Source organism: Pseudomonas hunanensis, assembly GCF_013393325.1.
In the GTDB taxonomy this organism is placed as follows: Bacteria; Pseudomonadota; Gammaproteobacteria; order Pseudomonadales; family Pseudomonadaceae; genus Aquipseudomonas; species Aquipseudomonas putida_P.
On the sequence record NZ_QJRC01000088.1, the window covers coordinates 119,348 to 145,878 of the forward strand.

At 63.4% G+C, this 26,531-nt stretch carries 22 protein-coding genes; 11 read left to right on the forward strand and 11 right to left on the reverse strand.

Translation table 11 applies throughout. The annotated features are described in order from the left end of the window. Window positions 1-71 precede the first annotated feature (71 nt). Window positions 72-1,736: a putative bifunctional diguanylate cyclase/phosphodiesterase gene (locus tag DM807_RS13775; protein WP_012274804.1), complete on the forward strand. Its 1,665-nt coding sequence runs from the start codon at window positions 72-74 to the stop codon at window positions 1,734-1,736. A gap of 71 nt (window positions 1,737-1,807) precedes the next feature. Here the strand turns inward: DM807_RS13775 and DM807_RS13780 are convergent, their stop codons facing one another. After that, the gene (locus tag DM807_RS13780) at window positions 1,808-3,196 is read right to left on the reverse strand and encodes a NorM family multidrug efflux MATE transporter (protein WP_012274803.1); all 1,389 of its coding nucleotides are present in this window, start codon (window positions 3,194-3,196) and stop codon (window positions 1,808-1,810) included. Between the two features lie 157 nt (window positions 3,197-3,353). On the opposite strand from DM807_RS13780, the gene DM807_RS13785 reads away from it, so the two are divergent. Continuing rightward, on the forward strand, window positions 3,354-4,280 hold the full coding sequence (locus DM807_RS13785) for a LysR substrate-binding domain-containing protein (protein WP_012274802.1): 927 nt from the start codon (window positions 3,354-3,356) through the stop codon (window positions 4,278-4,280). Between the two features lie 51 nt (window positions 4,281-4,331). On the opposite strand, the gene hglS is transcribed toward DM807_RS13785, so the two are convergent. Beyond that, window positions 4,332-5,726 carry a 2-oxoadipate dioxygenase/decarboxylase HglS gene (gene hglS / locus DM807_RS13790; RefSeq protein ID WP_179027465.1) on the reverse strand — a complete coding sequence of 465 codons (1,395 nt, stop codon included), beginning with the start codon at window positions 5,724-5,726 and terminating at the stop codon, window positions 4,332-4,334. A 186-nt stretch (window positions 5,727-5,912) separates the two neighbouring features. Continuing rightward, on the reverse strand, window positions 5,913-6,803 hold the full coding sequence (locus DM807_RS13795) for a LysR family transcriptional regulator (protein ID WP_179027466.1): 891 nt from the start codon (window positions 6,801-6,803) through the stop codon (window positions 5,913-5,915). Window positions 6,804-6,939: 136 nt separating this feature from the next. On the opposite strand from DM807_RS13795, the gene amaB reads away from it, so the two are divergent. Together amaB and amaA are read left to right on the forward strand one after the other, a co-directional pair. After that, window positions 6,940-8,430, forward strand: a complete 1,491-nt coding sequence (amaB, locus tag DM807_RS13800) for an L-piperidine-6-carboxylate dehydrogenase (protein WP_012274799.1) — start codon at window positions 6,940-6,942, stop codon at window positions 8,428-8,430. Between the two features lie 187 nt (window positions 8,431-8,617). Further along, window positions 8,618-9,904, forward strand: a complete 1,287-nt coding sequence (amaA, locus tag DM807_RS13805) for an L-pipecolate oxidase (protein WP_012274798.1) — start codon at window positions 8,618-8,620, stop codon at window positions 9,902-9,904. A 46-nt stretch (window positions 9,905-9,950) separates the two neighbouring features. On the opposite strand, the gene DM807_RS13810 is transcribed toward amaA, so the two are convergent. Next, window positions 9,951-11,378 (reverse strand): mechanosensitive ion channel family protein, encoded by a 1,428-nt coding sequence (locus DM807_RS13810; protein ID WP_041166807.1) that lies wholly within the window; start codon window positions 11,376-11,378, stop codon window positions 9,951-9,953. Window positions 11,379-11,610: 232 nt separating this feature from the next. Between DM807_RS13810 and ycaC (DM807_RS13815) the strand changes: the two genes are divergently transcribed. The 3 genes from ycaC (DM807_RS13815) (at window position 11,611) to DM807_RS13825 (ending at window position 14,814) form a co-directional block, all read left to right on the forward strand. After that, window positions 11,611-12,240: an isochorismate family cysteine hydrolase YcaC gene (gene ycaC, locus DM807_RS13815; protein WP_060515117.1), complete on the forward strand. Its 630-nt coding sequence runs from the start codon at window positions 11,611-11,613 to the stop codon at window positions 12,238-12,240. Between the two features lie 116 nt (window positions 12,241-12,356). After that, entirely contained in the window at window positions 12,357-12,665 is a 309-nt protein-coding gene (locus DM807_RS13820) for a putative antibiotic biosynthesis monooxygenase (RefSeq protein WP_012274795.1), read from the forward strand. Window positions 12,666-12,831: 166 nt separating this feature from the next. After that, complete coding sequence (locus DM807_RS13825) at window positions 12,832-14,814, forward strand: amidohydrolase (protein ID WP_012274794.1); 1,983 nt, start codon at window positions 12,832-12,834, stop codon at window positions 14,812-14,814. A gap of 76 nt (window positions 14,815-14,890) precedes the next feature. Here the strand turns inward: DM807_RS13825 and DM807_RS13830 are convergent, their stop codons facing one another. Then, window positions 14,891-15,802, reverse strand: coding sequence for a LysR substrate-binding domain-containing protein (locus DM807_RS13830; protein ID WP_012274793.1), 912 nt, complete (start codon window positions 15,800-15,802; stop codon window positions 14,891-14,893). Window positions 15,803-15,937: 135 nt separating this feature from the next. Between DM807_RS13830 and ycaC (DM807_RS13835) the strand changes: the two genes are divergently transcribed. Further along, on the forward strand, window positions 15,938-16,567 hold the full coding sequence (gene ycaC / locus DM807_RS13835) for an isochorismate family cysteine hydrolase YcaC (protein WP_012274792.1): 630 nt from the start codon (window positions 15,938-15,940) through the stop codon (window positions 16,565-16,567). Window positions 16,568-16,682: 115 nt separating this feature from the next. Here ycaC (DM807_RS13835) and DM807_RS13840 read toward each other — a convergent pair whose 3' ends face one another. From DM807_RS13840 to DM807_RS13850, 3 genes are all read right to left on the reverse strand, one after another. Further along, a complete protein-coding gene (locus DM807_RS13840) occupies window positions 16,683-16,976 on the reverse strand; it encodes a hypothetical protein (RefSeq protein WP_012274791.1) in 294 nt (97 codons plus the stop codon). A gap of 391 nt (window positions 16,977-17,367) precedes the next feature. Then, complete coding sequence (locus tag DM807_RS13845) at window positions 17,368-19,155, reverse strand: monovalent cation:proton antiporter-2 (CPA2) family protein (RefSeq protein ID WP_179027467.1); 1,788 nt, start codon at window positions 19,153-19,155, stop codon at window positions 17,368-17,370. 175 nt (window positions 19,156-19,330) lie between these two features. Beyond that, complete coding sequence (locus DM807_RS13850) at window positions 19,331-20,863, reverse strand: YifB family Mg chelatase-like AAA ATPase (protein ID WP_256098736.1); 1,533 nt, start codon at window positions 20,861-20,863, stop codon at window positions 19,331-19,333. A 215-nt stretch (window positions 20,864-21,078) separates the two neighbouring features. On the opposite strand from DM807_RS13850, the gene DM807_RS13855 reads away from it, so the two are divergent. Next, complete coding sequence (locus DM807_RS13855; RefSeq protein ID WP_179027468.1) at window positions 21,079-23,073, forward strand: DUF4034 domain-containing protein; 1,995 nt, start codon at window positions 21,079-21,081, stop codon at window positions 23,071-23,073. 29 nt (window positions 23,074-23,102) lie between these two features. On the opposite strand, the gene DM807_RS13860 is transcribed toward DM807_RS13855, so the two are convergent. The 3 genes from DM807_RS13860 to DM807_RS13870 are packed head-to-tail and all read right to left on the reverse strand — an operon-like array spanning window position 23,103 to window position 24,184. Continuing rightward, window positions 23,103-23,531, reverse strand: a complete 429-nt coding sequence (locus tag DM807_RS13860) for a TOBE domain-containing protein (protein ID WP_012274787.1) — start codon at window positions 23,529-23,531, stop codon at window positions 23,103-23,105. Between the two features lie 38 nt (window positions 23,532-23,569). Further along, complete coding sequence (locus DM807_RS13865) at window positions 23,570-23,923, reverse strand: gamma-glutamylcyclotransferase family protein (protein ID WP_060493196.1); 354 nt, start codon at window positions 23,921-23,923, stop codon at window positions 23,570-23,572. Beyond that, complete coding sequence (locus DM807_RS13870; RefSeq protein WP_041166618.1) at window positions 23,924-24,184, reverse strand: accessory factor UbiK family protein; 261 nt, start codon at window positions 24,182-24,184, stop codon at window positions 23,924-23,926. Between the two features lie 372 nt (window positions 24,185-24,556). Here DM807_RS13870 and glnK point away from each other — a divergent pair, with 372 nt between their 5' ends. Then, window positions 24,557-24,895 (forward strand): P-II family nitrogen regulator, encoded by a 339-nt coding sequence (glnK, locus tag DM807_RS13875; RefSeq protein ID WP_002555808.1) that lies wholly within the window; start codon window positions 24,557-24,559, stop codon window positions 24,893-24,895. Window positions 24,896-24,941: 46 nt separating this feature from the next. Then, a complete protein-coding gene (locus DM807_RS13880; RefSeq protein WP_016712640.1) occupies window positions 24,942-26,273 on the forward strand; it encodes an ammonium transporter in 1,332 nt (443 codons plus the stop codon). Window positions 26,274-26,531 lie beyond the last annotated feature (258 nt).

Below are 26,531 nucleotides of genomic sequence, written 5' to 3' on the forward strand. Positions count from 1 at the left end.
AAATCATTTTCATTAAATACAGTAGCATACCCGCCAGATCTCGTTGCACCGTCAAGCCCTAAGGAGCCCGCTTGTCCACGCCTGTCGAACCTTTGCGTTTGCTGCTGTTGGCCGATGAGCCGGAATGGGCCGCCGTGTTGCGCGCGTGCATGCCTGCACTGGGCGGCAGCGCCGTACTGTTGACCGCGCCGAACTGGGAGGCGATCGACAGCCTGTTCAGCCATGATCGCCATGCCGTCGTGTTGGCGACGCCAGCCTTGCAGCCCGCTCCCGGGCGTTGCGAGCTGCCGACCATCCTGCTGCTCGACCATGAGCCCGAGGCACCGCCCAGCGCCGTCAGCGACTGGCTGGTGCGCGACCAGCTCAATGCCGATGGCCTGCGCCGCTCACTGCGCCATGTGCGTGAGCGCAGCGTGCTGGTGGCCACCTTGCAGCGCCTGGCTGAGCAGGACCCGCTGACCGGCATCGCCAACCGCCAGGGCTTCCAGGCTTTGCTCAACGCACGCCTGGCCGAAAACGAAGGCCGTGGCGTTGCGCTTGGCCACCTGGACCTGGACAACTTCCGCCACGTCAATGACGCCCTTGGTCACCAGAGTGGTGACCGCCTGATCCTGCAGGTAGTGGCACGGCTGAAACATCAGCTGGAGGCGGGTGACCAGCTGGCACGTCTGGGTAGCGACGAGTTCGCCTTGTTGATCGACACACGCCGCGACGCCAATCGCGCCGAATGGATTGCCGAACGCATCGTCGAGGCCTTGGCCGAACCCTACTGGATCGACGGCGAAAGCCTGCTGCTGGGCTGCAGCCTGGGCCTGGCCCATGCTCGCGCGCAGAGCGGCGCCGATCCGCTGATGTGGCACGCGCATATCGCCATGCGTCAGGCCAAGGGCAGCCAGGGCTGCACCTTCCATGTGTTCAACGAACGTATCAACCGCAACGCCCGCAGCCTTGCCGACCTGGAAAGCGAACTGCGCCGTGCCCTGCGCCGCGACGAGCTGGAGCTGCACTATCAGCCGCGGATGAACCTGGCAGACGGGCGCATCGTCGGCCTGGAAGCGCTGGTGCGCTGGCGCCATGCCGAGCGCGGGCTGCTGCCACCCAGCGAGTTCGTGCCACTGGCCGAGCAGAGCGGCCTGATCGTGCCCTTGGGTTACTGGGTGATTTCCCGCGCCCTGCGCGATATGCAGGCCCTGTGCGAGCGCGGCCTGGAGCCGTTGCACATGGCGGTAAACCTGAGTTTCCGCCAGTTCCAGGACAGCCAGTTGTTGGCCACCTTGAGCCGGTTGATCCTTGAGCACGGTGTGGATGCCCGCTGGCTGGAGTTCGAACTGACCGAAACGGCGGTGATGCGTCGTAACGAGCTGGTGCGCCAGACCATGGACGCGCTGGGGCGCCTGGGTGTGCGCTTTTCGCTCGATGATTTCGGCACCGGGTTTTCTTCGTTCGTGCACCTCAACAGCCTGCCGATTACCTTGCTCAAGGTGGACCGCAGCTTCGTTGCGGAAATGGAAATGCGTGAAGAGAACCGCAAGCTGGTGCACGCCATGATCAACCTGGCGCACAACCTCAACCTCGAGGTGGTGGCCGAGGGGGTGGAGCGTGAAGAGCAGTTGGCGCTGTTGCGCGGGTTTGGGTGTGACCAGGTGCAGGGCTTCTTGGTCAGCAAGCCATTGCCGGTCGGGGAGTTGATCGAGTTCTTGCTGGATTGCAGCAGGCCGAAGCTGGTTAGCCTGTGAGGTCGTAGGGGAGGGCTTTGCCCTCCATCGCGGCCTTGTGTCGCGATAGGGCTGCAAGGCAGCCCCTGCAATCAAACAGACACCGCAGTCCCACCAGACAAATCAGCCTTTCTCAACAGCCGCTTCATCCGCCACTCAAAGCCAAAGGTCAGCGCCACCGCCGCACACGCCAACCCCAGCGCCAGCCCCCACCAGATACCCACTGCTCCCCCGCCCAGGGTGAAGGTGAACAACCAGGCGCTCGGCGCCCCCACCAGCCAGTAGCACACCAGACCGATCAAGAAGGTGGTCTTGGCGTCCTTGAGCCCACGGATCGAGCCCATGGCAATTGTCTGCATGCCGTCGAACAGCTCGAACCACGCTGCCACCATCAACAACTGCACGGCCACTTGGAAAATCGCGGCGAAGGCTGGGTCATTGCGGTCGATGAACAGCCCCACCAGCGCCTCGGGCAGCAGCAGGAACAACGCGGCAAAGGCAAACATGATCATTGCCCCGAAGCCAATGCCCACACGCCCGGCGCTGCGTGCTGCCAGCAGGTTGCCAGCGCCGTAGTACAGGCCCACGCGCATGGTGACCGCATACGACAAGCCAGTCGGTACCATGAACGCCGTGGACACGATCTGCAGGGCGATCTGGTGCGCCGCCAGTTCGGTGCTGCCCAGCACGCCCATGCACAGCGCGGCGAAGGCGAACAGGCCCACTTCCACCATATAAGTGCCGCCAATCGGCAGGCCCAGCCGCCACAGCTCGCGCAGTGCCGGCAGCGATGGGCGCGACAGGCCCTTGCGCAGCGGGTAGGCGGCGTAGGCCGAGTGCCAGCGGATATACAATGCCAACGCAATGGCCATGCCCATCGACACCACGGCGGTGACCAGGCCGATGCCCATCAGGCCCAGCTTGGGTAGGCCGAACATGCCTTCGATCAACGCCACGTTGAACAGGTAGTTGAGCACGGTGCCGACCAGGCTGATGACCATCACCGGGGTCGAGCGGCCCAGTGCGCTGGTGAAGCCGCGCAAGGCCATGAAGGTCAGGTAGCCGGGTAGGGCCAGCGGCAGCAGGGTGAGGAATTCTGCGGCCGAGGCCACATTTTCGGGCTGTTGCCCGAACAGCAGCAGAACCGGCTGAAGGTTCCACAGCACCAGCGCGGCGAACAGCGCCAGGCCCCAGGCCAGCCACAAACCGTTCTGCGCCAGGCGTGTGGCACCCTCGATGTCATTGGCGCCCTTGCGAATCGCAACCAGGGTGCCGACTGCGGCGATCACGCCCAGGCAGAAAATCGACACGAACGAGTAGCTGGCCGCCCCCAGGCCACCACCGGCCAAGGCCTGGGGGCTGATGCGGGCCATCATCAGGGTGTCGGTCAGCACCATCAGCATGTGCGCCAACTGCGAGGCAATCAGCGGCCCGGCCAGGCGCAGCAAAGCCTTGAGTTCTGTGGTGGGCGCGACGTGCATGGGGGCGATCCTTCATTCTGGGGTGATCAACGAACGGCGATTCTGAGGCTTCGGTCAACTTTGCACAAAAGGATAAATCCGATAGTTGGCATGAGTTGAACTCATGCATATATGCTCCTCGGTGATTCACGTCATACGCCCATATTGCAGGTACCACATGTCACGCCAGCTACCACCGCTGTATGCCTTGCGCGCATTCGAAGCTGCCGCGCGGCTAAGCTCCTTCACCCGTGCTGGCGAGGAGCTTTCGATCACCCAAAGCGCCATCAGCCGGCATATCCGCACACTCGAGGAGCATTTTGCCTGCCGCCTGTTCGTGCGCAGTGGCCGCAGCCTGCAACTGACCGAAGCGGGGCGGGTGTTGCTGCCGGGTGTACGTGAAGGTTTCGCGGCGTTTGAGCGGGCTTGCGAAACCTTGTGTGGCGAAGACGATATTCTGCGCATGAAAGCCCCATCGACCCTGACCATGCGCTGGTTGCTGGCGTGCCTGAGCCGTTTTCGCCACCTGCAACCGGGTAACGAGGTGCAACTGACCAGCGCGTGGATGGACGTCGACCATGTGGACTTCAACCAGGAGCCGTTCGATTGCGCGGTGTTGCTCAGTGATGGGGTGTTCCCCGCAGACTGGGAGGTGCGCAAGCTGTTCCCGGAGCTGCTGATCCCGGTCGGTGCGCCTGACCTGCTCGACGAACAACCCTGGGACGTGTGCCGGCTGGCTAGCATCGAGTTGCTGCACCCCACGGTGGACAAGCGCGATTGGCGGGAGTGGCTGGAGCGCATGGGGCTTGGCGACAAGGTGTCGCTCAAGGGTGGCCAGGTGTTCGACACACTGGAGCTGGGCATGATTGCCGCCGCGCGGGGCTACGGGATTTCAATGGGCGATTTACTGATGGTGGCCGAGGACGTGGCGCAAAAGCGCTTGAGCCTGCCTTGGCCGACGGCCGTGCCCAGCGGGATGGATTACTACCTTGTGTGGCCGCGAACCCGGCGAGGCGGCGAGCGGTTGCGGCGCTTGAGTGTGTTTCTGGAGCAGGAGGTGGCGGCGATGGATTTGCCCGATGTGGAAATCCTGCCGCCTCTCTGATCGCCTGTGCCGTCCCTTTCGCGGGCGAGCCCGCGAAAGGGACGGAAGCCCTTACATCGAACCCAGGTTCAATGCTTGTGCGCAGGCTTGCAGCGAGCGGCGTTCGCTTTGTGCATACAACGCCAGCTCATCCTGCACCTGCAGCCCCAACGCCGCTTCGAAGGCATCGCGGTTGGCGTTGCTGCCGTACTCGGCCTGCGCGTCGTCGCCCAGGTTGGACTGGAAGATCCCCGCCGCGCTCACCGGCAGGAAGTCCTCGTACACCAGCGCTTCGAAGTGCACATGGCCAGCGTCGATCAGCCCTTGCAGGGTAGTCGGGCGGCCTTCCTGGTCACGCGCGGCCAGGCCTTTCTCCGTCGCGAAATAGCGGAAATACGCCAGGCCTTGCTCGCGCATCTGCGCCAGGTCGTCCGGGAATTCGGCAAAGGTTGCCGTCAGCAGCGCCATGTAGCGCTCGGCATTGGCCTCGGCCGGTGCGCCACCCAACGCGGCGCGGGTAGCGTCGAGCAGTTTGTCGTACAGCTGGCGGCCTTTCGGCGTCAGCGCCGCGCCGCGTTGCTCGATCTCGCCAAAGCGCGCGGTGTGGCTGCCTTCGCTACCTTGCTGGTCGCTGAACGCGACCCTTTCCTGCAGGGCCTTGAAGCTGGTCTGGCGCAGCAGGATCGGGTGGCGACGAGTGGGCGGGCCTTCGACCACGGCCTTTGGCGGGATGCCCTTGGCCGGCATGCCGACCTGGATTGCATCGATGTCCAGGGTACGCGGCGTGAGGTGGTTGATGTGCGGGCCCTTGAAGGCCACCACATCGGCGATCAGGCGATGCTGGTCGTGCAACTGCTGGTATTGCTCGGCTGTGACGGTGGCGTCATGGTGCCAGCGGAAAGTGTGCAGGGCTTCTTGCACGAAGGCTTCGGCATCCGCTGCGTTAAGGCCGCCATCACGTTCGCACTGGGCGATCAGCTCGAGGGCACGGGCGGTGAAGATCTGGCGTTTGGCCAGAATGCTCTGGGCCAACTCGCGCAGCTGCGGGTTGTCGATCAGCTCCAGGCGCAGCAGCGAGGTGAATACACGGAACGGGCTGACGTGCAGCGCCTGCTCGTGCACCGCACGGAAGGCAGTGGAGTGCACCGGCACGCCGGCAGAGCTGAGGTCGTAGTAGCCGACCGGCTGCATGCCCATGACCGCGAACAGGCGCGCGATGGTGGCCAGTTCTTCAGCGGTGCCCACACGGATGGCGCCGTGGCGCTCCTGGTCCAGGCGTTCGATTTCGCCGGTCCAGCGCAGGGCCTCGGCAACCTCGGGTTGCTGGGCCATGACCTGCTGGTTGATTTCGCTCACCAGCTCCAGCAGCGTGCCGTACAGCGGCACTTCCTGTTTGTACATGAGCGACATGGCGGCAGAGAACTGCGCGCGGATGCTGTCTGGGCTGACGAAATCGTGGGCGGGCATCGCTAGCTTCCTGGTTGGGTTCGGACGCTTACATGAAAGCTGGGAATGCACTTGGCTCACAAGCGAAAAAAAGTGAGTGTGTCATTCCTTTTTTGATCGACCTTCAGGGCCCTTTCGCGGGTAAACCCGCTCCCGCAGTGGCTGCGCAACGCCCTTGTGGGAGCGGATTTACCCGCGAAGAGGCCCTCAAGCCTGAAGCTGCTCGTGAATCCATTCCACCAACGCCCGCACCTTGGGCACCTCCGCCGCATGCTCGGCATACGCCAGGTAATGCGCCCCGGCACTGCGCATCGCATGGTTCCACGGCACCACCAGGCTCCCGTCCGCCAGTTCCTTCGCCGCCAGGTAACGCGGCACCAGCGCCACGCCGCACCCGGCCTGTGCCGCGCTCAACGCCATATAGAACGTATCGAAGCGCGGCCCGTGATAGGCGCTGACGCTCTGCAAGCCCAGCTCCTGGAACCACTCATGCCACGCTTCCGGCCGCGACGTGCTTTGCAGCAGCACCAGGTCGGCAAGCTCTGCGGCATCGCCCAGCGTGCGCCCGGCCAGCAGCTCCGGCGCGCACACCGGTACCACCTCTTCGCGGAACAGCTCCACGCAGGTGGCCCCCGGCCACGTGCCCTGGCCATAGAAGAACACCACGTCAGCCGAACCCTGCAGCAAGGCGAACGGCTCCATCTCGTTGCGGATGTCCAGGTGGATATTGCTGTGCCGTTTGCCAAAGCCCTTCAGGTGCGGGATCAACCAGCGCACGCCAAAACTCGGTTGCGTGGCTACCTTCAATATCTCGGTCTGCTCGCCATAAGTGAGCACGTAGCGGCTGGACATATCCACCTGGGTGAGGATCTTGTTGACCTCGGCCAGGTACAGGCTTCCGGCCGGGGTCAGCTGCAGGCGCCGGCGGATGCGCAGGAACAGGTGGTGGCGCAGCATGTCTTCAAGCTGCGCCACCTGCTTGCTGACCGCGCTCTGGGTCAGGTGCAGCTCTTCGGCGGCACGGGTAAAGCTCAAGTGGCGGGCTGCAGCTTCAAAGCACTGCAGGGCGGTCATGGAAGGCACCAGGCGTTTGGACATAGCGGTCTCTGCGGCTCGAATCATTACCTGGTGGAATGATATGCGGAATAAAGGTCGTTTGTTGTACCTATGTGATCGGATTAATACTGATCCCCATCAATTTTCCACCCCATCACCCGATGTAGGAGAAGCACTAATGGTTGCTGGATTGCTCGAGCGCCTTGGCGTTGCCGCCGAGGCTTACACCCAGGGCGACTACCCTGTTCACACGCCGATCGACGGCAGCCAGATCGCCTCGGTGAAACTGCTCGGCAAGGCCGAGACCATCGCCCGCATCGATCAGGCCCAAAGCGCCTTCGACGCCTGGCGCACTGTGCCGGCCCCGCGCCGTGGCGAATTGGTACGCCTGTTCGGCGAAGTGCTGCGCGAGCACAAGGCCGACCTGGGCGAGCTGGTTTCGATCGAAGCCGGCAAGATCACTCAGGAAGGCCTGGGTGAAGTGCAGGAAATGATCGACATCTGCGACTTCGCCGTGGGCCTGTCGCGCCAGCTGTACGGCCTGACCATCGCCTCCGAGCGCCCAGGCCACCACATGCGCGAAACCTGGCACCCGCTGGGCGTGGTTGGCGTCATCAGCGCCTTCAACTTCCCGGTCGCGGTATGGGCCTGGAACACCGCGCTGGCCCTGGTGGCCGGTAACTCGGTAGTGTGGAAGCCGTCCGAGAAGACCCCGCTGACCGCCCTGGCCTGCCAGGCGCTGTTCGAAAAAGCCCTGAAAGCCTTTGGCGACGCCCCGGCTGGCCTGGCGCAACTGGTGATCGGCGGCCGTGAAGCCGGCGAAGCCATGGTCGATGACCCGCGTGTCCCGCTGGTCAGCGCCACCGGCAGCACCCGCATGGGGCGCGAAGTCGGCCCACGTGTGGCCGCCCGCTTTGGCCGCAGCATCCTGGAACTGGGTGGCAACAACGCCATGATCCTGGCCCCGAGCGCGGACCTGGACCTGGCCGTGCGCGGCATCCTGTTCTCCGCTGTCGGCACCGCCGGCCAGCGTTGCACCACGCTGCGTCGCCTGATCGTGCACCGCTCGATCAAGGACGAAGTGGTTGCCCGCGTCAAAGCCGCCTACGGCAAAGTGCGCATTGGTGACCCGCGCAAGGACAACCTGGTAGGCCCGCTGATCGACAAACTGTCGTTCGACGCCATGCAAGGCGCGCTGGCCAAGGCCCGCGACGAAGGTGGCCAGGTGTTTGGTGGCGAGCGTCAGCTGGCCGACCAGTACCCGAACGCCTACTACGTCTCGCCAGCCATTGCCGAAATGCCGGCGCAAAGCGATGTGGTGCGCCACGAAACCTTCGCCCCGATCCTGTACGTGCTGGCTTATGACGACTTCGAAGAGGCCCTGCGCCTGAACAACGAAGTGCCACAAGGCCTGTCGTCGTGCATCTTCACCACCGACATTCGCGAAGCCGAGCGCTTCCAGAGTGCTTCGGGCAGCGACTGCGGCATCGCCAACGTCAACATCGGCACCAGCGGCGCCGAGATCGGCGGTGCGTTCGGTGGCGAGAAGGAAACCGGTGGTGGCCGTGAGTCGGGTTCGGATGCCTGGAAGGGCTACATGCGTCGTCAGACCAACACCGTGAACTATTCGCGTGAGCTGCCGCTGGCACAGGGTATCGTGTTCGACTGATGGTTTGATGCTGCATGGCCGGGGGCTATGCCCCCGGTTCGCGGGTGAACCCGCTCCCACAGGGACAACACAGCTTTCGGAACCTGTGATGTCCCTGTGGGAGCGGGTTCACCCGCGAATGGGCCGCAAAACGGCCCCAATAAACCAGATGCACCTGCAATAAGAACAACACTGCTGGAGCCGGGCCATGTCCGAACTGCGTCAAGAATGCTTGTGGGAATTCGTCAGCAAACCGAGCGTTGCCGCCCAGGCCCTGGCCGGTGAGCACAAGGCCGATGTCTGCGTGATCGGCGGCGGTATCACCGGTCTGTCGGCAGCCATCCATCTGCTCGAACAGGGCAAGTCGGTGATCTTGCTGGAGGCGTGGAAGATCGGCCACGGTGGTTCCGGGCGCAACGTCGGCCTGGTCAACGCTGGCACCTGGATCCGCCCCGACGACGTCGAGGCCACCCTCGGCCAGAAGCAAGGCAGCCGCCTGAACAAGGTGCTTGGCGAAGCCCCGGCTGAAGTGTTCGCCATGATCGAACGCCTTGGCATCGACTGCCAGGCCCAGCACAAAGGCACGCTGCACATGGCGCATAACGCCACGGGCATCGCCGACCTCGAAGCCCGCCACGAACAATGGCGCCGCCGTGGTGCCGACGTCGAGCTGCTGACCGGCGCCCAATGCCAGGAATACTGCGGCACCAACAAGATCTCTGCCGCGCTGCTCGACCGCCGCGCCGGCACCATCAACCCGATGGGCTACACTCAGGGCCTGGCCGCCGCCGTGGCCCGCCTGGGCGGCAAGCTGTTCCAGCAGTCTTCGGTCGAAGGCCTGGAGCGTGACGGCGATGCTTGGCGGGTGAAGACTGCGCGGGGTTCGGTGCGCGCCGACAAGGTGGTGATTTCCACTGGTGCCTACACCGAAGGCGACTGGAGCAACCTGCAGAAGCAGTTTTTCCGCGGTTACTACTACCAGGTGGCTTCCAAGCCTTTGCAAGGCGCAGCCGCCGACAAGGTGCTGCCGCATGGCCAGGGCTCGTGGGACACCCGCACCGTGCTCAGCAGCATCCGCCGCGACGACCAGGGCCGCCTGTTGCTCGGCAGCCTGGGCCGGGTCGACAACAAGCCAGCGTGGTTCGTGCGCAGCTGGGCGGACCGGATCCAGAGCCACTACTACCCGGAACTGGGCAAGGTCGAGTGGGAAATGCACTGGACCGGTTGCATCGACTTCACCCCCGACCACCTGATGCGCCTGTTCGAGCCGGCGCCGGGGCTGGTGGCGGTGACGGGGTACAACGGGCGGGGCAATACCACGGGCACCGTGATCGGTCGGGCATTTGCCGAGTTTTTGCTGAAAGGGGAAGCGGACAGCCTGCCGATTCCGTTTTCGCCCATGAGCGGGGTGAGTGCGCCTTCATTGCGCACCGCGTTCTATGAGTCCGGCTTCTCGCTGTACCACGCGGGGCAATGCTTGAGAGTTGTGCTGTAAGCATTGGCCTCTTCGCGGGTGAACCCGCGAAGAGGCCAGTTCCGGCTTACTTGTGTAACCAGCTGAGGAAGCCGCCTTTCTTGATCAGGGCCGGCTTCTGCAGCAACAACGACTCGCGGTTCTGCCGCCGAAACCGCTGCAACTTGCTCAACGCCGTCTGCACTTCGCCACGCTGCTGCAGGCAGCTCTTCACCTGTTCCTTGTCGATGCGGTACAGCACGCAGCTGGTCAGCGTGCGGAACTCGGCCAGCGAATCGTCTTCGTCGATGATGCCCTCGATCCCCAGCACTTCACCCGGCCCCATGCGCCCGGCTTCCAGCAGTTTGTCGCCATCGCGCACCGACGCCGATACCACCCCGCTGCCAATCACCAGCAAATGATCTGAATGCTCGCCAACCCCCAGGATCACCTGGTCCGGCAGGTACTCCACTGCGGTCATGCGCTGGCTCAAGGCGTCTCGCTCTTCATCGCTCAGCGAGCGGAACACGCGGACCTCGTCCAGCACTTCGCGCTGGCGGCTGCGCGGCGGCACGGCCAGGTCGACGTTCCACATCACTCCGCTGGCTTCCAGATGCCGGTGCGCCAGGTCGAACAGCTGGTTGCGCGCGTCACCCTTGGCGCCCATATCGGCCACGAAGCCACTGGCCTCGTACTCCACTGACTCCAGCGTCGAGGCCTTCACCGTTACTTTCGGTTTTGGGGTGGCAAGAATGGCACTGACGCCTTGCAAGGCCTTTTCCAGCGCGTCGAACACCCGCTTGGGGCGCACCTTGGCCGGCACCACCACGCTGATCGTGACCCCATGCACATCGGCCGGGCGGCTGTGGTTGAGCAGCCGTGCCTTGGCCGCCACCGAGTTGGGGATTACCGCCAAACTGCCGCTGCCGGTGAGCAAGCGGGTGGCGCGCCAGTCGATGTCCAGCACCTTGCCTTCGGTGCCGTCGATAGAGATGGAATCGCCGATCTGGTAGGGCCGCGTGGTGTTCAGCACGATGCCGCTGAACACGTCAGCCAGGGTGCTCTGCAACGCCAGGCCAATGACGATGGCCATCACCCCGGAGGTGGCCAGCAGGCCCTTCACCGGCAGCTGCATCACATAGCCTGCGGCAGCCACCACGGCGGCCAGGAAGATCAACGCCCCCAGCACATCCTGCAGCAACCGCCCGCCATGGCTGCCACGGGCTACCAGCAACAGGCCGAACACCACGGTCACCGTGCGTGCGCCAAACAGCCACCAGCCGATCGCCAGTACCGTGGCCATCAGGTTGCGCGAGACATCGTCGGGCCAGGGTGGCGGCTGCAGCGGGCTCATGCCGGCGGCCACCAGTACCGAACTGAACAGCAGGAATATCACCAGCCGCGTGCCGATGCGCCAGGCTCGGCGCTGCATGGGGATGGCTTGCCAGAGCACGAGGTCGAGCAGGATCAGGGCGGTACCGAGCAACAACGGGGATGACTGGATGAACGCCAGCATGGTGGTCTCGGGGTGAGGGGAGGGCTGTGGGTAGTAATAGAGCAGGTTTGCAGGGCAGGCAATGGCAGCCCGCGAAGAGGCCAGCAAAATCAACGCCAATCTATCGTTCCTAAAACAGAACGTTAAAGCCAAAAACCACCATCTACCGCTCCAAAGGTCCTGGTTTTAATCTTCAACCATCAACGCGAAACACCCTACTTACTGAAAATCAAAACCATCAGGAGCTGCCACCATGACCCACTTCAAATACAACCGCCTGAACAAAGACGACGCCGCCGTACTGCTGGTCGACCACCAGGCAGGCCTGCTGTCCCTGGTCCGCGATATCGAACCCGACGCATTCAAGAACAACGTGCTGGCCCTGGCTGACCTGGCCAAGTTCTTCAACCTGCCGACCATCCTCACCACCAGCTTCGAGCAAGGCCCCAACGGCCCGCTGGTGCCAGAACTGAAAGCCCTGTTCCCGGACGCCCCGTACATCGCCCGCCCAGGCCAGATCAACGCCTGGGACAACGAAGACTTCGTCAAGGCCGTGAAGGCCACCGGCAAGAAGCAGCTGATCATCGCCGGCGTCGTGACCGAAGTGTGTGTTGCCTTCCCGGCCCTGGCGGCACTGGAGGAAGAGTTCGAAGTGTTCGTGGTGACCGATGCCTCCGGGACCTTCAACGCCATGACCCGTGACGCCGCCCATGACCGCATGAGCCGGGCCGGTGCGCAGCTGATGACCTGGTTCGGCGTGGCCTGTGAGCTGCACCGCGACTGGCGCAACGACATCGAAGGCCTGGCCGCGCTGTGCTCCAACCACATCCCGGACTACCGCAACCTGATGACTAGCTACAACGCCTTCAACGCCGGCAAGTAAGCCAACCTTTCCGGGCACCCCCAGGCGGTGCCCGGCCAGGGCTGCATACCCATCCAATCCACCGCCCGTCCGCCGTTGCACAGTGGATGCGGGCAAGCTCATCCCAAGGAACGCCGATGAACACCGCACTCCAAGACAACCGCGAAGTGGTGACCGTATGCCTTCAACACAAGGTGCTCGGTAGCCCAACGGGCGCCACGGTAGCGCAACCGCCGCGCTGGAAGCAGGCGCTGCTGACCTACCTGGTGATCTGCCCGATGACCATGGTCATTCCGCAACTGCTGGCGCCGCTGTTCGCACGCTTCCCGCAGTTGGGCGGCCCGATCACCGGCAACCTGGTCGTGAACCTGTTCGTCATCCTGCCCGTGGTGTTCTACATCATGCCTTGGGTAACCCGCCGCTGCGCCAATTGGCTGCGTGGGTGAGCCGCGCCGTCTCGGGCTTGACCTCGAATGGGCAGCCTTGGCGGCACAAAATTTGATCAGGGCTAACCTTCTACAACCCATCGCACAGCCATCCAGGCCCTGACCCAGCACCAACCGGCATGCTCCACAGTTGCGCCTGCCACCGCACCCAGAGACGGAGAACATCATGTCCCAGGACCGCAACGACAAGACCCGTCGCCAGTTCCTCGCCACCAGCACCGTGCTCGGTGCCGCCGGCGCGCTCTGGTCCGCATTGCCCTTCACCGGCCAAGCCGGTTCAGCTCACGCATCCAGCCAAGGAGGTTCCATGTCCGCCGACCTGATTCTGTTCAACGGCAAACTACACACCGTTGACCGTGAAAAACCTACCGCGACTGCTGTCGCCATCAAGGATGGCCGCTTCGTCGCCGTGGGCAACGATGCCGAGGCCATGGCCCACAAGGGGGCAGCCACGCAAATCATCGACCTCAAACAGCGCACGGTGATCCCAGGCCTGAACGACTCGCACCTGCACTTGATCCGCGGCGGCCTGAACTACAACCTGGAGTTGCGCTGGGAAGGCGTGCCGTCGGTGGCTGATGCCTTGCGCATGCTCAAGGACCAGGCCGCACGCACGCCTACGCCGCAGTGGGTGCGTGTGGTCGGTGGCTGGAACGAATTCCAGTTCGCCGAGAAACGCATGCCGACCCTGGAAGAGATCAACCAGGCCGCGCCCGACACCCCGGTGTTCCTGCTGCACCTTTACGACCGCGCACTGCTCAACCGCGCGGCACTCAAGGCTGTCGGCTACTCCAAGGACACGCCGAACCCGCCGGGTGGTGAAATCCAGCGGGACAAGTTCGGCAACCCGACCGGCATGCTGATCGCCCGCCCCAATGCAATGATCCTCTACGCTACGCTGGCCAAGGGGCCGAAGCTGCCACTGGAGTACCAGGTCAACTCCACCCGCCAGTTCATGCGCGAACTCAACCGCCTGGGCCTGACCAGTGCCATCGACGCCGGTGGCGGCTACCAGAACTTCCCCGACGACTACTCGGTGATCCAGGAGCTGGCCGACAACAACCAGCTGACCGTGCGCATTGCCTACAACCTGTTCACCCAGAAGCCCAAGGAAGAACTGGACGACTTCAAGAAGTGGACCGCCAGCGTCAAGCTGCACAGCGGCACCGACTTCCTGCGCCATAACGGCGCCGGTGAAATGCTGGTGTTCTCGGCCGCCGACTTCGAAGACTTCCTCGAGCCGCGCCCGGACCTGCCACAGACCATGGAGGAAGAGCTGGAGCCGGTGGTGCGCCACCTGGTCGAGCAACGCTGGCCATTCCGCTTGCACGCCACCTACAACGAATCGATCACGCGGATGCTCGACGTGTTCGAGAAGGTCAACCGCGACATCCCGTTCAACGGCCTGCCGTGGTTCTTCGACCACGCCGAAACCATCACCCCGCAGAACATCGAGCGCGTGCGCGCCTTGGGCGGTGGTATCGCCGTCCAGGACCGCATGGCCTTCCAGGGTGAATACTTCGTCGACCGCTACGGCGCCAAGGCGGCCGAGCAGACCCCGCCAATCAAGCGCATGCTCGACATGGGCGTACCGGTGGGCGCCGGTACCGACGCCACCCGTGTGTCCAGCTACAACCCGTGGACCTCGCTGTACTGGCTGGTCAGCGGCAAGACCGTTGGCGGCATGGCGCTGTACCCGGAAGGCCTGAGCCGCGATACCGCGCTGCAGCTGTTTACCCAGGGCAGTGCCTGGTTCTCCAGCGAACAGGGCAAGAAGGGCCAGATCAAAGTGGGCCAGTTGGCCGACCTGGCGGCGTTGTCGCTGGACTTCTTCAGCGTCGATGAAGAGGCGATCAAGGGCATCGAGTCGGTGCTGACGATCGTCGATGGCAAGGTGGTGTACGGCGCAGGTGAGTTCGACAAACTGGGCCCGCCGCAGGTGCCTGTGTTGCCGGAATGGTCGCCGGTGGTCAAGGTGCCGGGGCACTGGCGCGTCGGTACGCCATCGTTGGCCGCCGCCGTGCACCAGTGCAGCGGGCCATGCGGGGTGCATGCGCACAGCCATGAGAAAGCGCGGCATTCGAGCGTACCGGTGAATGACTTCCAGGGCTTCTGGGGTGCGCTGGGTTGTTCATGCTTTGCTTTCTAAGCTGAACTGATGTGAAAAAGGGGGCCAGTTTTGGCCCCCTTTTCTGTTCTTTCACTGCTGGCGCTTTCGCCGGTGCTCAAGCCATGTCGCTGATGGCAAATTCCTCAGCCAGATGATCGATCAACGCTCGCACCGACGGCAGCAACCCGCGCCGCGACGGGAAGATCGCATGGACGATCCCGCAACGCGGGTGCCACTCAGGCAGCAGCTCTACCAGCCGCCCTGCCGCCAGGTCTTCACGCACCGCCACTCGCGGCAAGTGGGCAATCCCCACGCCTGCCACCACGAAGTGGCGCAACGCGAACAGATCGTCAGTCACCATGCGCGGCTTATGCGGGATGACGATGCTGCGGCTGTTGCCCTCACCCTGAAACAGCTCCCACTGGTACTCACGCTGGGCACTGCCCCAGTGCACGCTCGGTAGCGTGCCGAGCAGCTGTGGGTCGAAACCTTTGGGCAATTGCTCCAGGTATTGCGGCTGGCCGACCAGGCACTGGGTGCTGTTGCTCAGCACCTTCATCACCATGTCGGTGTTCTCCAGCGGCGGAAAGCGCACCCGCAGGGCAATGTCGAAGCCCTCGTGCAACAGGTCGACACGGCGGTTGGTACTTTCGATGAACAACTCCACCTGCGGGTACTTGAGCATGTAGCGGGTCAGCATCGGCCCAACCCAGGAATTGAGCAGGGTAGTCGGGCAACTGATGCGCACCAGCCCGCGTGGTTCGCTGCGGTTGCGCTCGATGATCTCTGCCGCGCCCTCTGCCTCTACGCGCATGGCCAGGCAGCGGTTGTAGTAGGCCTGGCCGATCTCGGTCAGTGAGCAGTGCCGGCTGGTGCGGTGCAGCAAGCGCACGCCCAGGCGGTCTTCAAGGTCGGCGATGCGCCGGCTGAGCTTTGACTTGGGCATGTCCAGCGCCCGGCCGGCTGGGGCGAAGCCACCGTGCTCAACGACTTGGGTGAAGTAGTAGAGGGAGTTGAGGTCTTCCAATGATCGTTCTCCAAATGGAACGCTAAAGGCATTTTTCGCAGTCTACCGCCGTGAAGGTGATGATTTTAATCTGTGCCCATCAACGCGAAACACCCCGAATTGCTGAAAAATTCATAACCCTTAGGAGCACAGACCATGAGCAAATTCACCTACAACCGCCTGAACAAAGACGACGCCGCCGTGCTGCTGGTGGACCACCAGGCTGGCCTGCTGTCCCTGGTGCGCGACATCGAGCCGGACAAGTTCAAGAACAACGTGCTGGCCCTGGCTGACCTGGCCAAGTTCTTCAACCTGCCGACCATCCTCACCACCAGCTTCGAGCAAGGCCCCAACGGCCCGCTGGTGCCAGAACTGAAAGCCCTGTTCCCGGACGCCCCGTACATCGCCCGCCCAGGCCAGATCAACGCCTGGGACAACGAAGACTTCGTCAAGGCGGTGAAGGCCACCGGCAAGAAGCAGCTGATCATTGCCGGTGTGGTGACTGAGGTCTGCGTAGCCTTCCCGGCGCTGTCGGCGCTGGAAGAAGAGTTCGATGTGTTTGTGGTGACTGATGCTTCCGGTACTTTCAACGAAATGACCCGCGATGCCGCCCATGACCGCATGAGCCAGGCGGGCGCCCAGCTGATGACCTGGTTCGGCGTGGCCTGTGAGCTGCACCGCGACTGGCGCAACGATGTGGAAGGGCTGGCTGCGCTGTGCTCCAACCACATTCCGGACTATCGGAATTTGATGACCAGCTACAACGCGTTGACTGCGGGGAAGTAATCAACCGATAGCAGCACGCACAAAGGCCGGCTCTCTCTATAGGGGGCCGGCCTTTTTTGTTTGCTGTGCTGGCCTCTTCGCGGGTTCACCCGCGAAAGGGCCGGTACAGGCGGCATCAATTCATTGGCTGTGACTCAATCCCATCCAGCAGTGCCTCAACCAGCCCTTCTGCCATTTCGAGTGAGTTTAGGTTGCTCCAGAACAGGCTTTTGCCTGTCTCATCCAGATGCTCCAGGGCTTTGTAGCCACAGTCGTAGGCACCGCGCAGGTACTGGGCGACATGTACCAGGGCGTCGTGGGCTGAGACGCCGGGGTTTACGGTGAACAATGGGGGATGGCCGGCATCGCAGCGGCTGAAAGGGCGTTGTGTGGTGTTGGGGAGGGGTGGATCGGGAACAATCTTTTTCATAGCCAAACTCCGATAGAGGTTGGCCGGCACCATCCGTTTCCACGCGAAGGGTGGCGGCTGCACGCGGGGTGGAAAGCCGGGCTATCGGAACCCCGGCAGGCCATACGGCCTCCCGCGTGCAACTGCCATGACGACAGCTGTTCCGATTACCTGCCGGGTTTCCACACCCGATCGCTGAACCGACAGCGACCCGGTCAGCCTAGAGAGCAGGCCTTCCCCGGACAATCAGACGGGCGTCGACACGGGGTGTAGGATAAATCCTCGGGATCGGCGGTAACGTAGGAAATGGTTGGTCGGGAAGTAGGATCTTGCTGAGAATCGGACGATTCCGTGATGGTTTCTTGGGTGCGCGTAATGGCGCCACAACCCTCAAGGCGTACGACAAAGGCCCTCAATCCCCATCCGAATCAAACAACCGCGCCAGCTCCACCCGCGCCTCCTTGGCCGTCTGCATCACCTTGGCCCGGTCATCGCGCACATGCCCCTGGGCCACCAGCACTTCTTCGTCATGTTGGGTAAACCGCGCAATACGGTCCGCCGCCTGTTCATCGCTCAAGCCCAACCCCACCAGCGCCCGGCGGGTCATTTCCAGGCTGGAGTAGAACGTCTCGCGAATCGGCTCGGCGCCTGCATCCACCAACTTGTGCACATGCTGGCGGTTACGTGCCCGGGCGAGCACTTTAAGGTGTGGGTACAGGCGTTTCACCCGTTCGGCGGTATGAATGGCAGCTTCAGGGTCATCGATGGTGATGATGAAGTACTCCGCTTCACCCACCTTGGCGGCGTGCAGCACCTCGGGGCGCAGGGGGTCGCCGTAGAACACCGGCACCTGTTCGAACATGCGGGTCATCTCGATGGTGTCCACCGAGGTTTCCAGGGCAATGAACGGGATCTTCTGCGCACGCAGGATGCGCGCGACGATCTGGCCCATGCGGCCCATGCCGACGATCACCACCCGCGGCGTATCCGTCTGGATCTGCTTGTACTGCTCGGGCACTTCACGCGCCGGTTGCGGGCGTTTGAGGGCGCGGGTGCAGCCCAGCATCAGCAGCGGGGTAATGGCCATCGACAGGGTGATGGTCATCAGCAGCAGGTCGTAGGTCTGGGTGTCGAACAGGCCCTGGTCCTTGCCCAGCTTGAACACCACGAAGGCGAACTCGCCACCCGCCGCCAGCACCATGCCCAGGCGCAGGGCGCTGGCGCTGTTCAGGCCACCAACCAGGCGGCCGACGCCTATCAGCAGCACCAGCTTTACCGCCACCAGCAGCAGGGTCAGGCCCAGCACCACCAGCGGCATGTCCAGCAGCAGGCGAAGGTTGGCGCCCATGCCCACGCTGATGAAGAACAGCCCCAGCAGCAGGCCCTTGAACGGCTCGATCTGCGATTCCAGCTCGTGGCGATATTCCGAATCGGCCAGCAGCAGGCCGGCGAGGAAGGCGCCAAGGGCCATGGAAATGCCGGCTTCTTCCATCAGCCAGGCCGTGCCGATCACCACCAGCAGCGCGGTGGCGGTGGACACTTCCGGCAGGCCGGTGCGGGCCACGGTGCGGAACACCGGGCGCAGCAGGTAGCGGCCGCCGATGATCACCACGGCGATGCTGGCGAACACCTTGAGGCCGTGTTGCAGGCTGTCGCCGTGACTGGTGTCCGGGCCACTGGCGGCCAGCAGCGGCACCAGGGCGATAAGCGGTATGGCGGCGATGTCCTGGAACAACAGGATGGCGAATGCCAGGCGGCCGTGCGGGGCGTTGAGCTGCTTGCTCTCAGCCAGGCTCTGCAGGCCAAGGGCGGTGGACGATAGCGCCAGGCCCAGGCCGAGCACGATGGCAGCCGGCAGTGTCTGGCTGAAGCCGAACAGGGCGATGGCACCGATCAGCGCGCCGGTCAGCAGCACCTGGGCAGTACCGACACCGAACACCGACTTGCGCATCAGCCACAAGCGCTTGGGCGACAGTTCCAGGCCGATGATGAACAGCAGCAGCACCACCCCCAGCTCGGAAATGTGCGCCACGCTTTCGGTGTCGCGGATCAAACCCAGCGCTTGCGGGCCGATGACCACGCCGGCCAGCAGGTAACCGAGCACGGCACCCAGTTGCAGGCGCTTGGCCAGCGGGACAGCGAGGACGGCGGCAAGCAGGAAAATCACCGCGGTTTGCAGAAGGCTGCCTTCGTGTGGCATTGGCTCGTACTCCATGAGCTGCCGGGGCAGCGTTTGAACAGTTTGGCCGACGATTCTGGGGCTTGGAGTGGGGGCAGACAATCTGCTACCAGGGAGAAACATTGTCCTGATAAAAGAGACGATAGCGGTGGCCAGCGATCAATTGGCGAGCAGCCATGGGCCGCACAAGGCGAATCTAACCGCTCCCTGGTCGGTATTGCAGGGCCTCGGCCAGATGCGGCCGGCCAATCGTCTCACAACACTCCAGGTCCGCCAGTGTCCGCGCCACTTTCAACAACCGGTGTGCCGATCGCAACGACAAGGTCAGCCGCTCGCAGGCCCCTTCCAGCCAGGCCTGGTCCGCCGGCGCCAACCCGCAGTGGCGGCGCAAGCCCTCGAGATCGAGAAAAGCATTCGCACACCCTTGCCGCTTGTGCTGCACCGCGCGCGCCTGGGCCACTTTGGCCGCCACATCGGCACTGGGCTCACCGCAGGGTTGGTTGTTCAGCGTGGTGCTCTCGCGGGCCACGGTCAGGTGCAGGTCGATGCGGTCCAGCAGTGGCCCGGACAGCTTGTTGCGATACCGTGCGATCTGCTCGGTGCTGCAGCGGCAGCGGCCGGTGGGGTCGCCCAGGTAGCCGCAAGGGCACGGGTTCATCGCCGCCACCAGTTGGAAGCGCGCTGGGAAGCGCACCTTGTCGCGGGCCCGGGCAATCACGATTTCGCCCGACTCGAGCGGCTCGCGCAGCACCTCCAGCACGCGCCGCTCGAACTCTGGCAGCTCATCCAGAAACAGTACGCCGTGATGGGCCAGGGTTATTTCGCCTGGTTGCGGTCGGCTGCTGCCCCCGACCAGCGCCGGGCCGGAGGCGGAGTGATGAGGGTGGCGGAACGGCCGCTGCGGCCAGCTGTTCAGCGGTGCATGCCCGCTGATTGACTGGATTGCCGCCACTTCGAGCGCCTCGTGCTCGTCCAGCGGCGGCAGCAGCCCCGGCAAGCGGCTGGCAAGCAACGTTTTACCGGTGCCGGGAGGCCCGGTGAACAGCAGGTTGTGTGCCCCGGCGGCCGCCAGCAACAGGGCACGCTTGGCCGCCAGCTGCCCCTGCACTTCACTCAGGTCCGGGTAAGGCCGTTGCTGCAGGATCAGGCCGTTGGCAGCATACGGCGGCAGCGGCACCTGGCCATTCAGGTGGGCGACCAGCTCCAACAGGTGCCCCACCGCATACACCACCAGCCCGCCTGCCAGGCTGGCTTCCTCGGCATTCTCCCGTGGTACTACCAGTGCCCGGCCTGCCTCGCGCGCCGCCAGTGCCGCCGGCAGCACACCCTGCACCGGGCGCAGTTTGCCAGACAGCGCCAGTTCGCCCAGGCACTCGACCTCGGTAAGGGCGGCAACCGGCACCTGGCCGTCGGCGGCGAGGATGCCCAAGGCAATGGCCAGGTCGTAACGCCCGCCATCCTTGGGCAGGTCGGCGGGCGCGAGGTTTTGGGTAATGCGACGCTGCGGGTAGTTCAGCCCGGAATTGACGATGGCACTGCGCACCCGGTCCTTGCTTTCCTTGACCGTGGTTTCCGGCAGGCCGACTAGGGTGAGATGGGGCAAGCCATTGGCCAGGTGGGTTTCGACACTGACTGCTGGAGCCTGCACGCCCACTTGGGCGCGGCTGTGGACGAGTGCTAGGGACATGGACACTCCGTTGTCACTGGAAAGGGCCGCTTCCTGCGGCAGGTGCAAAGGATAGCCAGCACTGCCACGGCAGGCGCAACAACTATGCGTCCTGGTATTTCAGGGCAGTGTTTTTCCCTGTGTTTCGATGCCGTCCGGCAAAAGTGGATCCAATAGACTTTGCGCAGTCGCCAGGTATGGCTTAGTGTTGTTGGGCAATTGCAGTTGCCATGGGATGGCACCGCGTCTTTTTTCAAATGGACTTGAGGTATTGCGCCGTGCAAACGCTTACCCGCACGCGCCAGGTAATCCGCGAACTGGTACAGGCCAGTGCATTCGTTGAACTCAACCGCTTTTTCGACAGCCTTGAGGCACGGTGGCGCCAAGCCCCGTTCGGCGAGTTCCCGGCCTACCTGGCTGCCATCGAAGGGCACATGCTGGTCGACCTGGAAAACCAGGGTGACAGGGCCCTGAGCCAAGCGCTCAAAGCCTGGATTGACGCCTGCCCCAAGGCGTACCACCCACAAGTGGTCATGGGCATGCATTGCTTCCACCGAGCCTGCCAGGTGCAGGGGGGCGGCCAACGCAACGCTGCCCGCGTGCTGGCCGTCGAGCAAATGTGTGAAACCGCAACCGCGCACCTGTTGCGTGCAATGGACCGGTCTGCACAACCCGTGGCCGCGGCCATTGGCATGCTGCGTATCAGTGCGCAGCTGCGCGAGCCTGGCTGGTTGATCGAACTGTTTCAGGGGCATCCAGCGCGTTACAGGCCCAGTGCCCATGCTGATGTGGAAGTGCAGGAAGCCGCAGCGCCCTTGCTGGTGAAGCATGGGGTATTCCCCCTGGCTGAGCTGCCACAGGCGTTGCCGCCTTGCCTGGGCAGGCGGGTCGATCATGAAAACGAAGACCCCCGCTATTACTGGCTGCGCCATGCACTGGTCGCTCGCCCTGGATGCTTCGAAGCGATTCAGGCCATTGCCGTTTACCTGCAGCCCCGCTGGGGTGGCAGTTTCGATGCGCTTGAGCTTTTGGCCAATGGCCCGTTGTGTTCAACCTGGGACGAAAGCTTGCGCAATGCGCTGCGCTGGATGGCCGTCGAATGCAGGCTGATGCTGCCGCATGCCAACCCGTTGCAGGCCGTCGCCGAATGGCAGCCGGTGTTCGAAAGCTGGTCACAACGCCCGAAAAGGCCCCGAGAAAGCGCGGTCGTGCTGGCCTGGCGGGGGGCGCTGCGCAGCCGTGCAGTGCAAGACCATGCCGGCGCAATGCGCGATTTTGCCGCAAGCTTTGCGTGCAATACCGACCACGGCGCCGTCCGTGCCATGGGCGAGCCATTTCGCTGCCTGGTCGAACTGATACTGCGCAAAGGCATGACGGATGAGAAACACCTGTTGCGCAGCGCCATCGAGCGGCTGTGTGAAGGCCGCTCCCATGCGGGCGCCTGTGCATTGCGCGCTGCCGGGCACCGGTTCGGGCTGTGGGGGCTGCCACGCTCGGTCGAGCAGGCAAGGCTTTGGTCGCAGCGGGCGGTGAAACGCCAGTGCGCGGGTCAGGCACCGGGGCTCGAGGTGCTCGAGGTGGCGAAGTTGCTGTGGGCAGCCAACCGGCATGAAGTGGCCTGCTACCTGTATGAACGCTGCGCCGAACTGAACCTGCCTGGGGCCGCCCTGGGCCTGTACGAGCTGCACAATGGCGGCTTGGCCAACACACCGGCGCATTACCTGGATGATGAGGCAGCCGAGTACTGGCTGCAGCGCGCGGTGGAAGCGGGCAGCCGGCAGGCCAAGTACAACCTGGCCTGCCTGCGCATGGATGGCGATGAGGACCTGAGTGAGCGCAGTGCCATGCTGGCCGTCAGGCAGCTGCTGGTCGACGCGCTGGGCAATGCGCAGACCAATGCCCGTGCACGTTTGCACCTGGGGATTTTGTTGCGTCAGTTTGGTGAAGCACAGGAGCGAGCCGAGGCAGTTACCTACCTGCTGAGCCTGGTGGAGTACCCGGACCCTTGGATTGCCGGGCGTGCCAGCGCCGAACTGGGGCTGGCGTGGATGCAGGGCCGCGGCACCCGCAAGCAGAGCCGCTTTGCCGCCATCGAATGGGCCAACCGGGCGGCCAGATTACAGCCGGGGGATACGGCCATCGAGGATATCCAGGCCGAGATCCTCAATTCGCACAACCGGGTGAAGACGTTGTTTACCCAGTGTGGCGCGGCATTGTTCCGCGGCACCTTGCATGCCAGCGAGTTGCCACCGAAACAGGCCTGTATGAATTAGACCGGGGCTGCAAAGCAGCCCCCTCTCATTCAGGGCTTGGCGCCAAGGATGATGTGCGAGGCCTTGATCAGCGCGGTGGCCTTCACGCCTGGCGCCAGCCCCAGCTCCTGCACGGCTTCGCGGGTGACGATGGCATACACCTCGGTGCCACCGGCCAGCTTCAGCACTACCTCGGCGTTCACAGCACCATCGCCAACCCGTACCACTTCACCTTCCAGGGCATTACGGGCCGACAGCTTGTAACCGGCAGCGTCAGTCAGCAGCACCACCCAAGGCGCCTTGACCAGCGCCACGGCGTCTTTACCGACATTGATGTTGAGGTTATGCAGGCTGGCCATGGTGACCACTGCCACCAGTTTTTCACCACCACCGAGGGTCAGCTCGACTTCGGCATTGACCGCACCGGGCTGAACTTGGGTGACTTTGCCTTCGAAAACATTGCGTGCGCTGACTTTCATGGGGAAACGCTCCGTGTAACAACCCGCGCCCGAGGGATTCAGGCGCGCACATAAACCCAGGCAGTCAGGCCCGAGGCGAGGGTGACGGCGACGCGCTTGTAGTCGGCGACTTCATAGCGGTCCGCCGCCGCCAGCTCTTCTTCGCTGATCTGGAAGACCATCCCGGCCACGCTGTCGTCGGCCTGGCTGCTGGGGGAAACGATGGGGTGATGGGGCTTGCCGCTGGCGGCCAGTACGCCCGGGTCGGTGATCTCGACCCAGTCCTGGCGGTAGCCAAGCATACGGTCGGCCTGGCCGCTCAGCTCACGGCCGAAGTTGGCCAGTTGCACGGCTTTGTCCTGCAATGTGCCGTAGGAAAACAGCAGTACCGGGTATGCGCTGGAGGGCTGCATTCACTCACCTTGTGGGTTCAGCCGTGCTTCCAGCTCGGCTACTTGTTTTTCCAGTGCTTCCAGGCGCGCGCGGGTGCGCGCCAGCACGACCATCTGGCTGTCGAATTCGTCGCGGCTGACCAAGTCCAGCTTGCTGAAGGCACCTTGCATCAGCACCTTGAACTGGCTTTCCAGTTCTGCACGGGGCTGGGCGGTATCGTTGCTGAACAGGCGCGAGGCTTGATCGCTCAGGGCATCGAGAAGGGCTTTTGGCGCGAGCATGAGGCGGTCCACTGAAACTGAAAGTGGTCGGCAGTGTAGCACGGGCCATTCAGCCACTCAGGCTCGCTCCCCCTGCACATTTTTCGCGCAGTACGCCCTGCCAGCGCGCACCGATATTGTGCATGTTTTCCATACTGGCGACTGGCCAATCCCGACTGTTTCACATAACCCACTGTTTTCCGGTGCTTTGCCGGAACTGGCAAGGTTTCTGCAAAGACCTGAACGAGCCATGCACTGATGCAGTTCCTTGTGACCGGGCAGTGCGCACGCGGAGCCGGATACCGACGACGCGTTACAAAGCCAAGCGCTGCGCTTAGACTTGAGACGGGTTTGTTTTCCTGGGGCAAGTCCACCAAATCGGGAGAGAGTTTCATGAAGCTAGTCACAGCCATCATCAAGCCGTTCAAGCTGGACGACGTGCGCGAGTCGCTGTCGGAAATCGGCGTGCAGGGCATCACCGTCACCGAAGTCAAAGGCTTCGGTCGGCAGAAGGGCCACACCGAGCTGTATCGCGGTGCTGAATATGTGGTCGATTTCCTGCCCAAGGTGAAGATCGATGTCGCCATCGATGACAAGGACCTTGATCGGGTAATCGAAGCCATCACCAAGGCAGCCAACACCGGCAAGATCGGTGACGGCAAGATTTTCGTGGTGAATCTGGAGCAGGCAATCCGTATCCGTACCGGCGAAACCGATACCGACGCGATCTAAGCAGCAAAAAAGCCTCACCAAACCCAACGCCCCAGGAGAAAACAACATGACTCTGCGTAAGATCGCAGGGCTAGGAGCCCTATTGTCCCTCGTAATGCCCGGGCTTGCCCTGGCAGAGGAAGCTGCCCCAGCGCTGAACTCCGGCGATACCGCCTGGATGCTGACCGCAACGGCGCTGGTGCTGTTCATGACCATTCCGGGCCTGGCCCTGTTCTATGGCGGCATGGTGCGTTCCAAGAACGTGCTGTCGGTGATGATGCAGTGCTTTGCAATCACCGGCCTGATGAGCATTCTCTGGGTCGTTTACGGCTACAGCATGGCCTTCGATACCACCGGTATGGAAAAGGGCGTGCTCAACTTCAACTCCTTCGTTGGCGGTTTCTCCAAAGCCTTTCTCAGCGGCGTAACGCCCGAGAACTTGACCTCGGCCACCGCGCTGTTCCCTGAAGCGGTATTCATCACCTTCCAGATGACCTTCGCCATCATCACCCCGGCGCTGATCGTCGGTGCCTTCGCCGAGCGCATGAAGTTCTCCGCGATGCTGGTGTTCATGGGTATCTGGTTCACCCTGGTGTATGCGCCTATCGCGCACATGGTGTGGAGTGGTGACGGCGCACTGATGTGGGACTGGGGCGTGCTGGACTTCGCTGGCGGCACCGTGGTGCACATCAACGCCGGTATCGCAGGCCTGGTCTGCTGCCTGGTGTTGGGCAAGCGCAAAGGCTACCCGACCACGCCGATGGCCCCGCACAACCTGGGCTATACCCTGATGGGCGCGGCCATGCTGTGGATCGGCTGGTTCGGCTTCAACGCAGGCTCCGCCGCTGCGGCCAACGGCACCGCCGGCATGGCCATGCTGGTCACCCAGATCGCCACTGCCGCTGCGGCACTGGGCTGGATGTTCGCCGAGTGGATCGGCCACGGTAAACCCAGTGCCCTGGGCATCGCCTCGGGTGTGGTTGCCGGCCTGGTCGCCATTACCCCGGCTGCAGGCACCGTGGGCCCGATGGGCGCTCTGGTGATTGGCCTGGCGTCGGGTGTGATCTGCTACTTCTGCGCCACCACCCTCAAGCGCAAGCTGGGCTATGACGACTCGCTGGACGCTTTCGGCGTGCACGGAATCGGCGGCATCATCGGTGCCATCCTCACCGGCGTGTTCGCAGCCCCTGCACTGGGCGGCTTCGGTACCGTCACCGACATCGGCATGCAGGTCTGGATCCAGGCCAAGGGCGTGATCTTCACCGTGGTGTACACCGCCATCGTCACCTACGTGATCCTCAAGGTGCTGGATGTGGTGATGGGCCTGCGGGTCAACGAAGAAGAAGAGTCGGTCGGCCTCGACCTGGCTCAGCACAACGAACGCGGCTACAACCTGTAACTGCGACGCGGTAAAAATTTGCCCGGCTTGCCGGGCATTTTTTTGTCAGATTTTCAGCATTTCGCGCTCGGCAAACGGTTTATTCGACACGTTCGCGACGTAGGTAAAAAACTTACAAGTCGTAGGGCGTTTATGGAGCTTTGCTTTTTCCACGGGCGCGCTAGAATGCGCGCCGAAGGGTGTTTGACGTGTAGTCCACACACTTCGCCAGCCTTTGCTAGGCTTGCCAATAGCGTGTGGCCAGCAGGGGTTAATGGA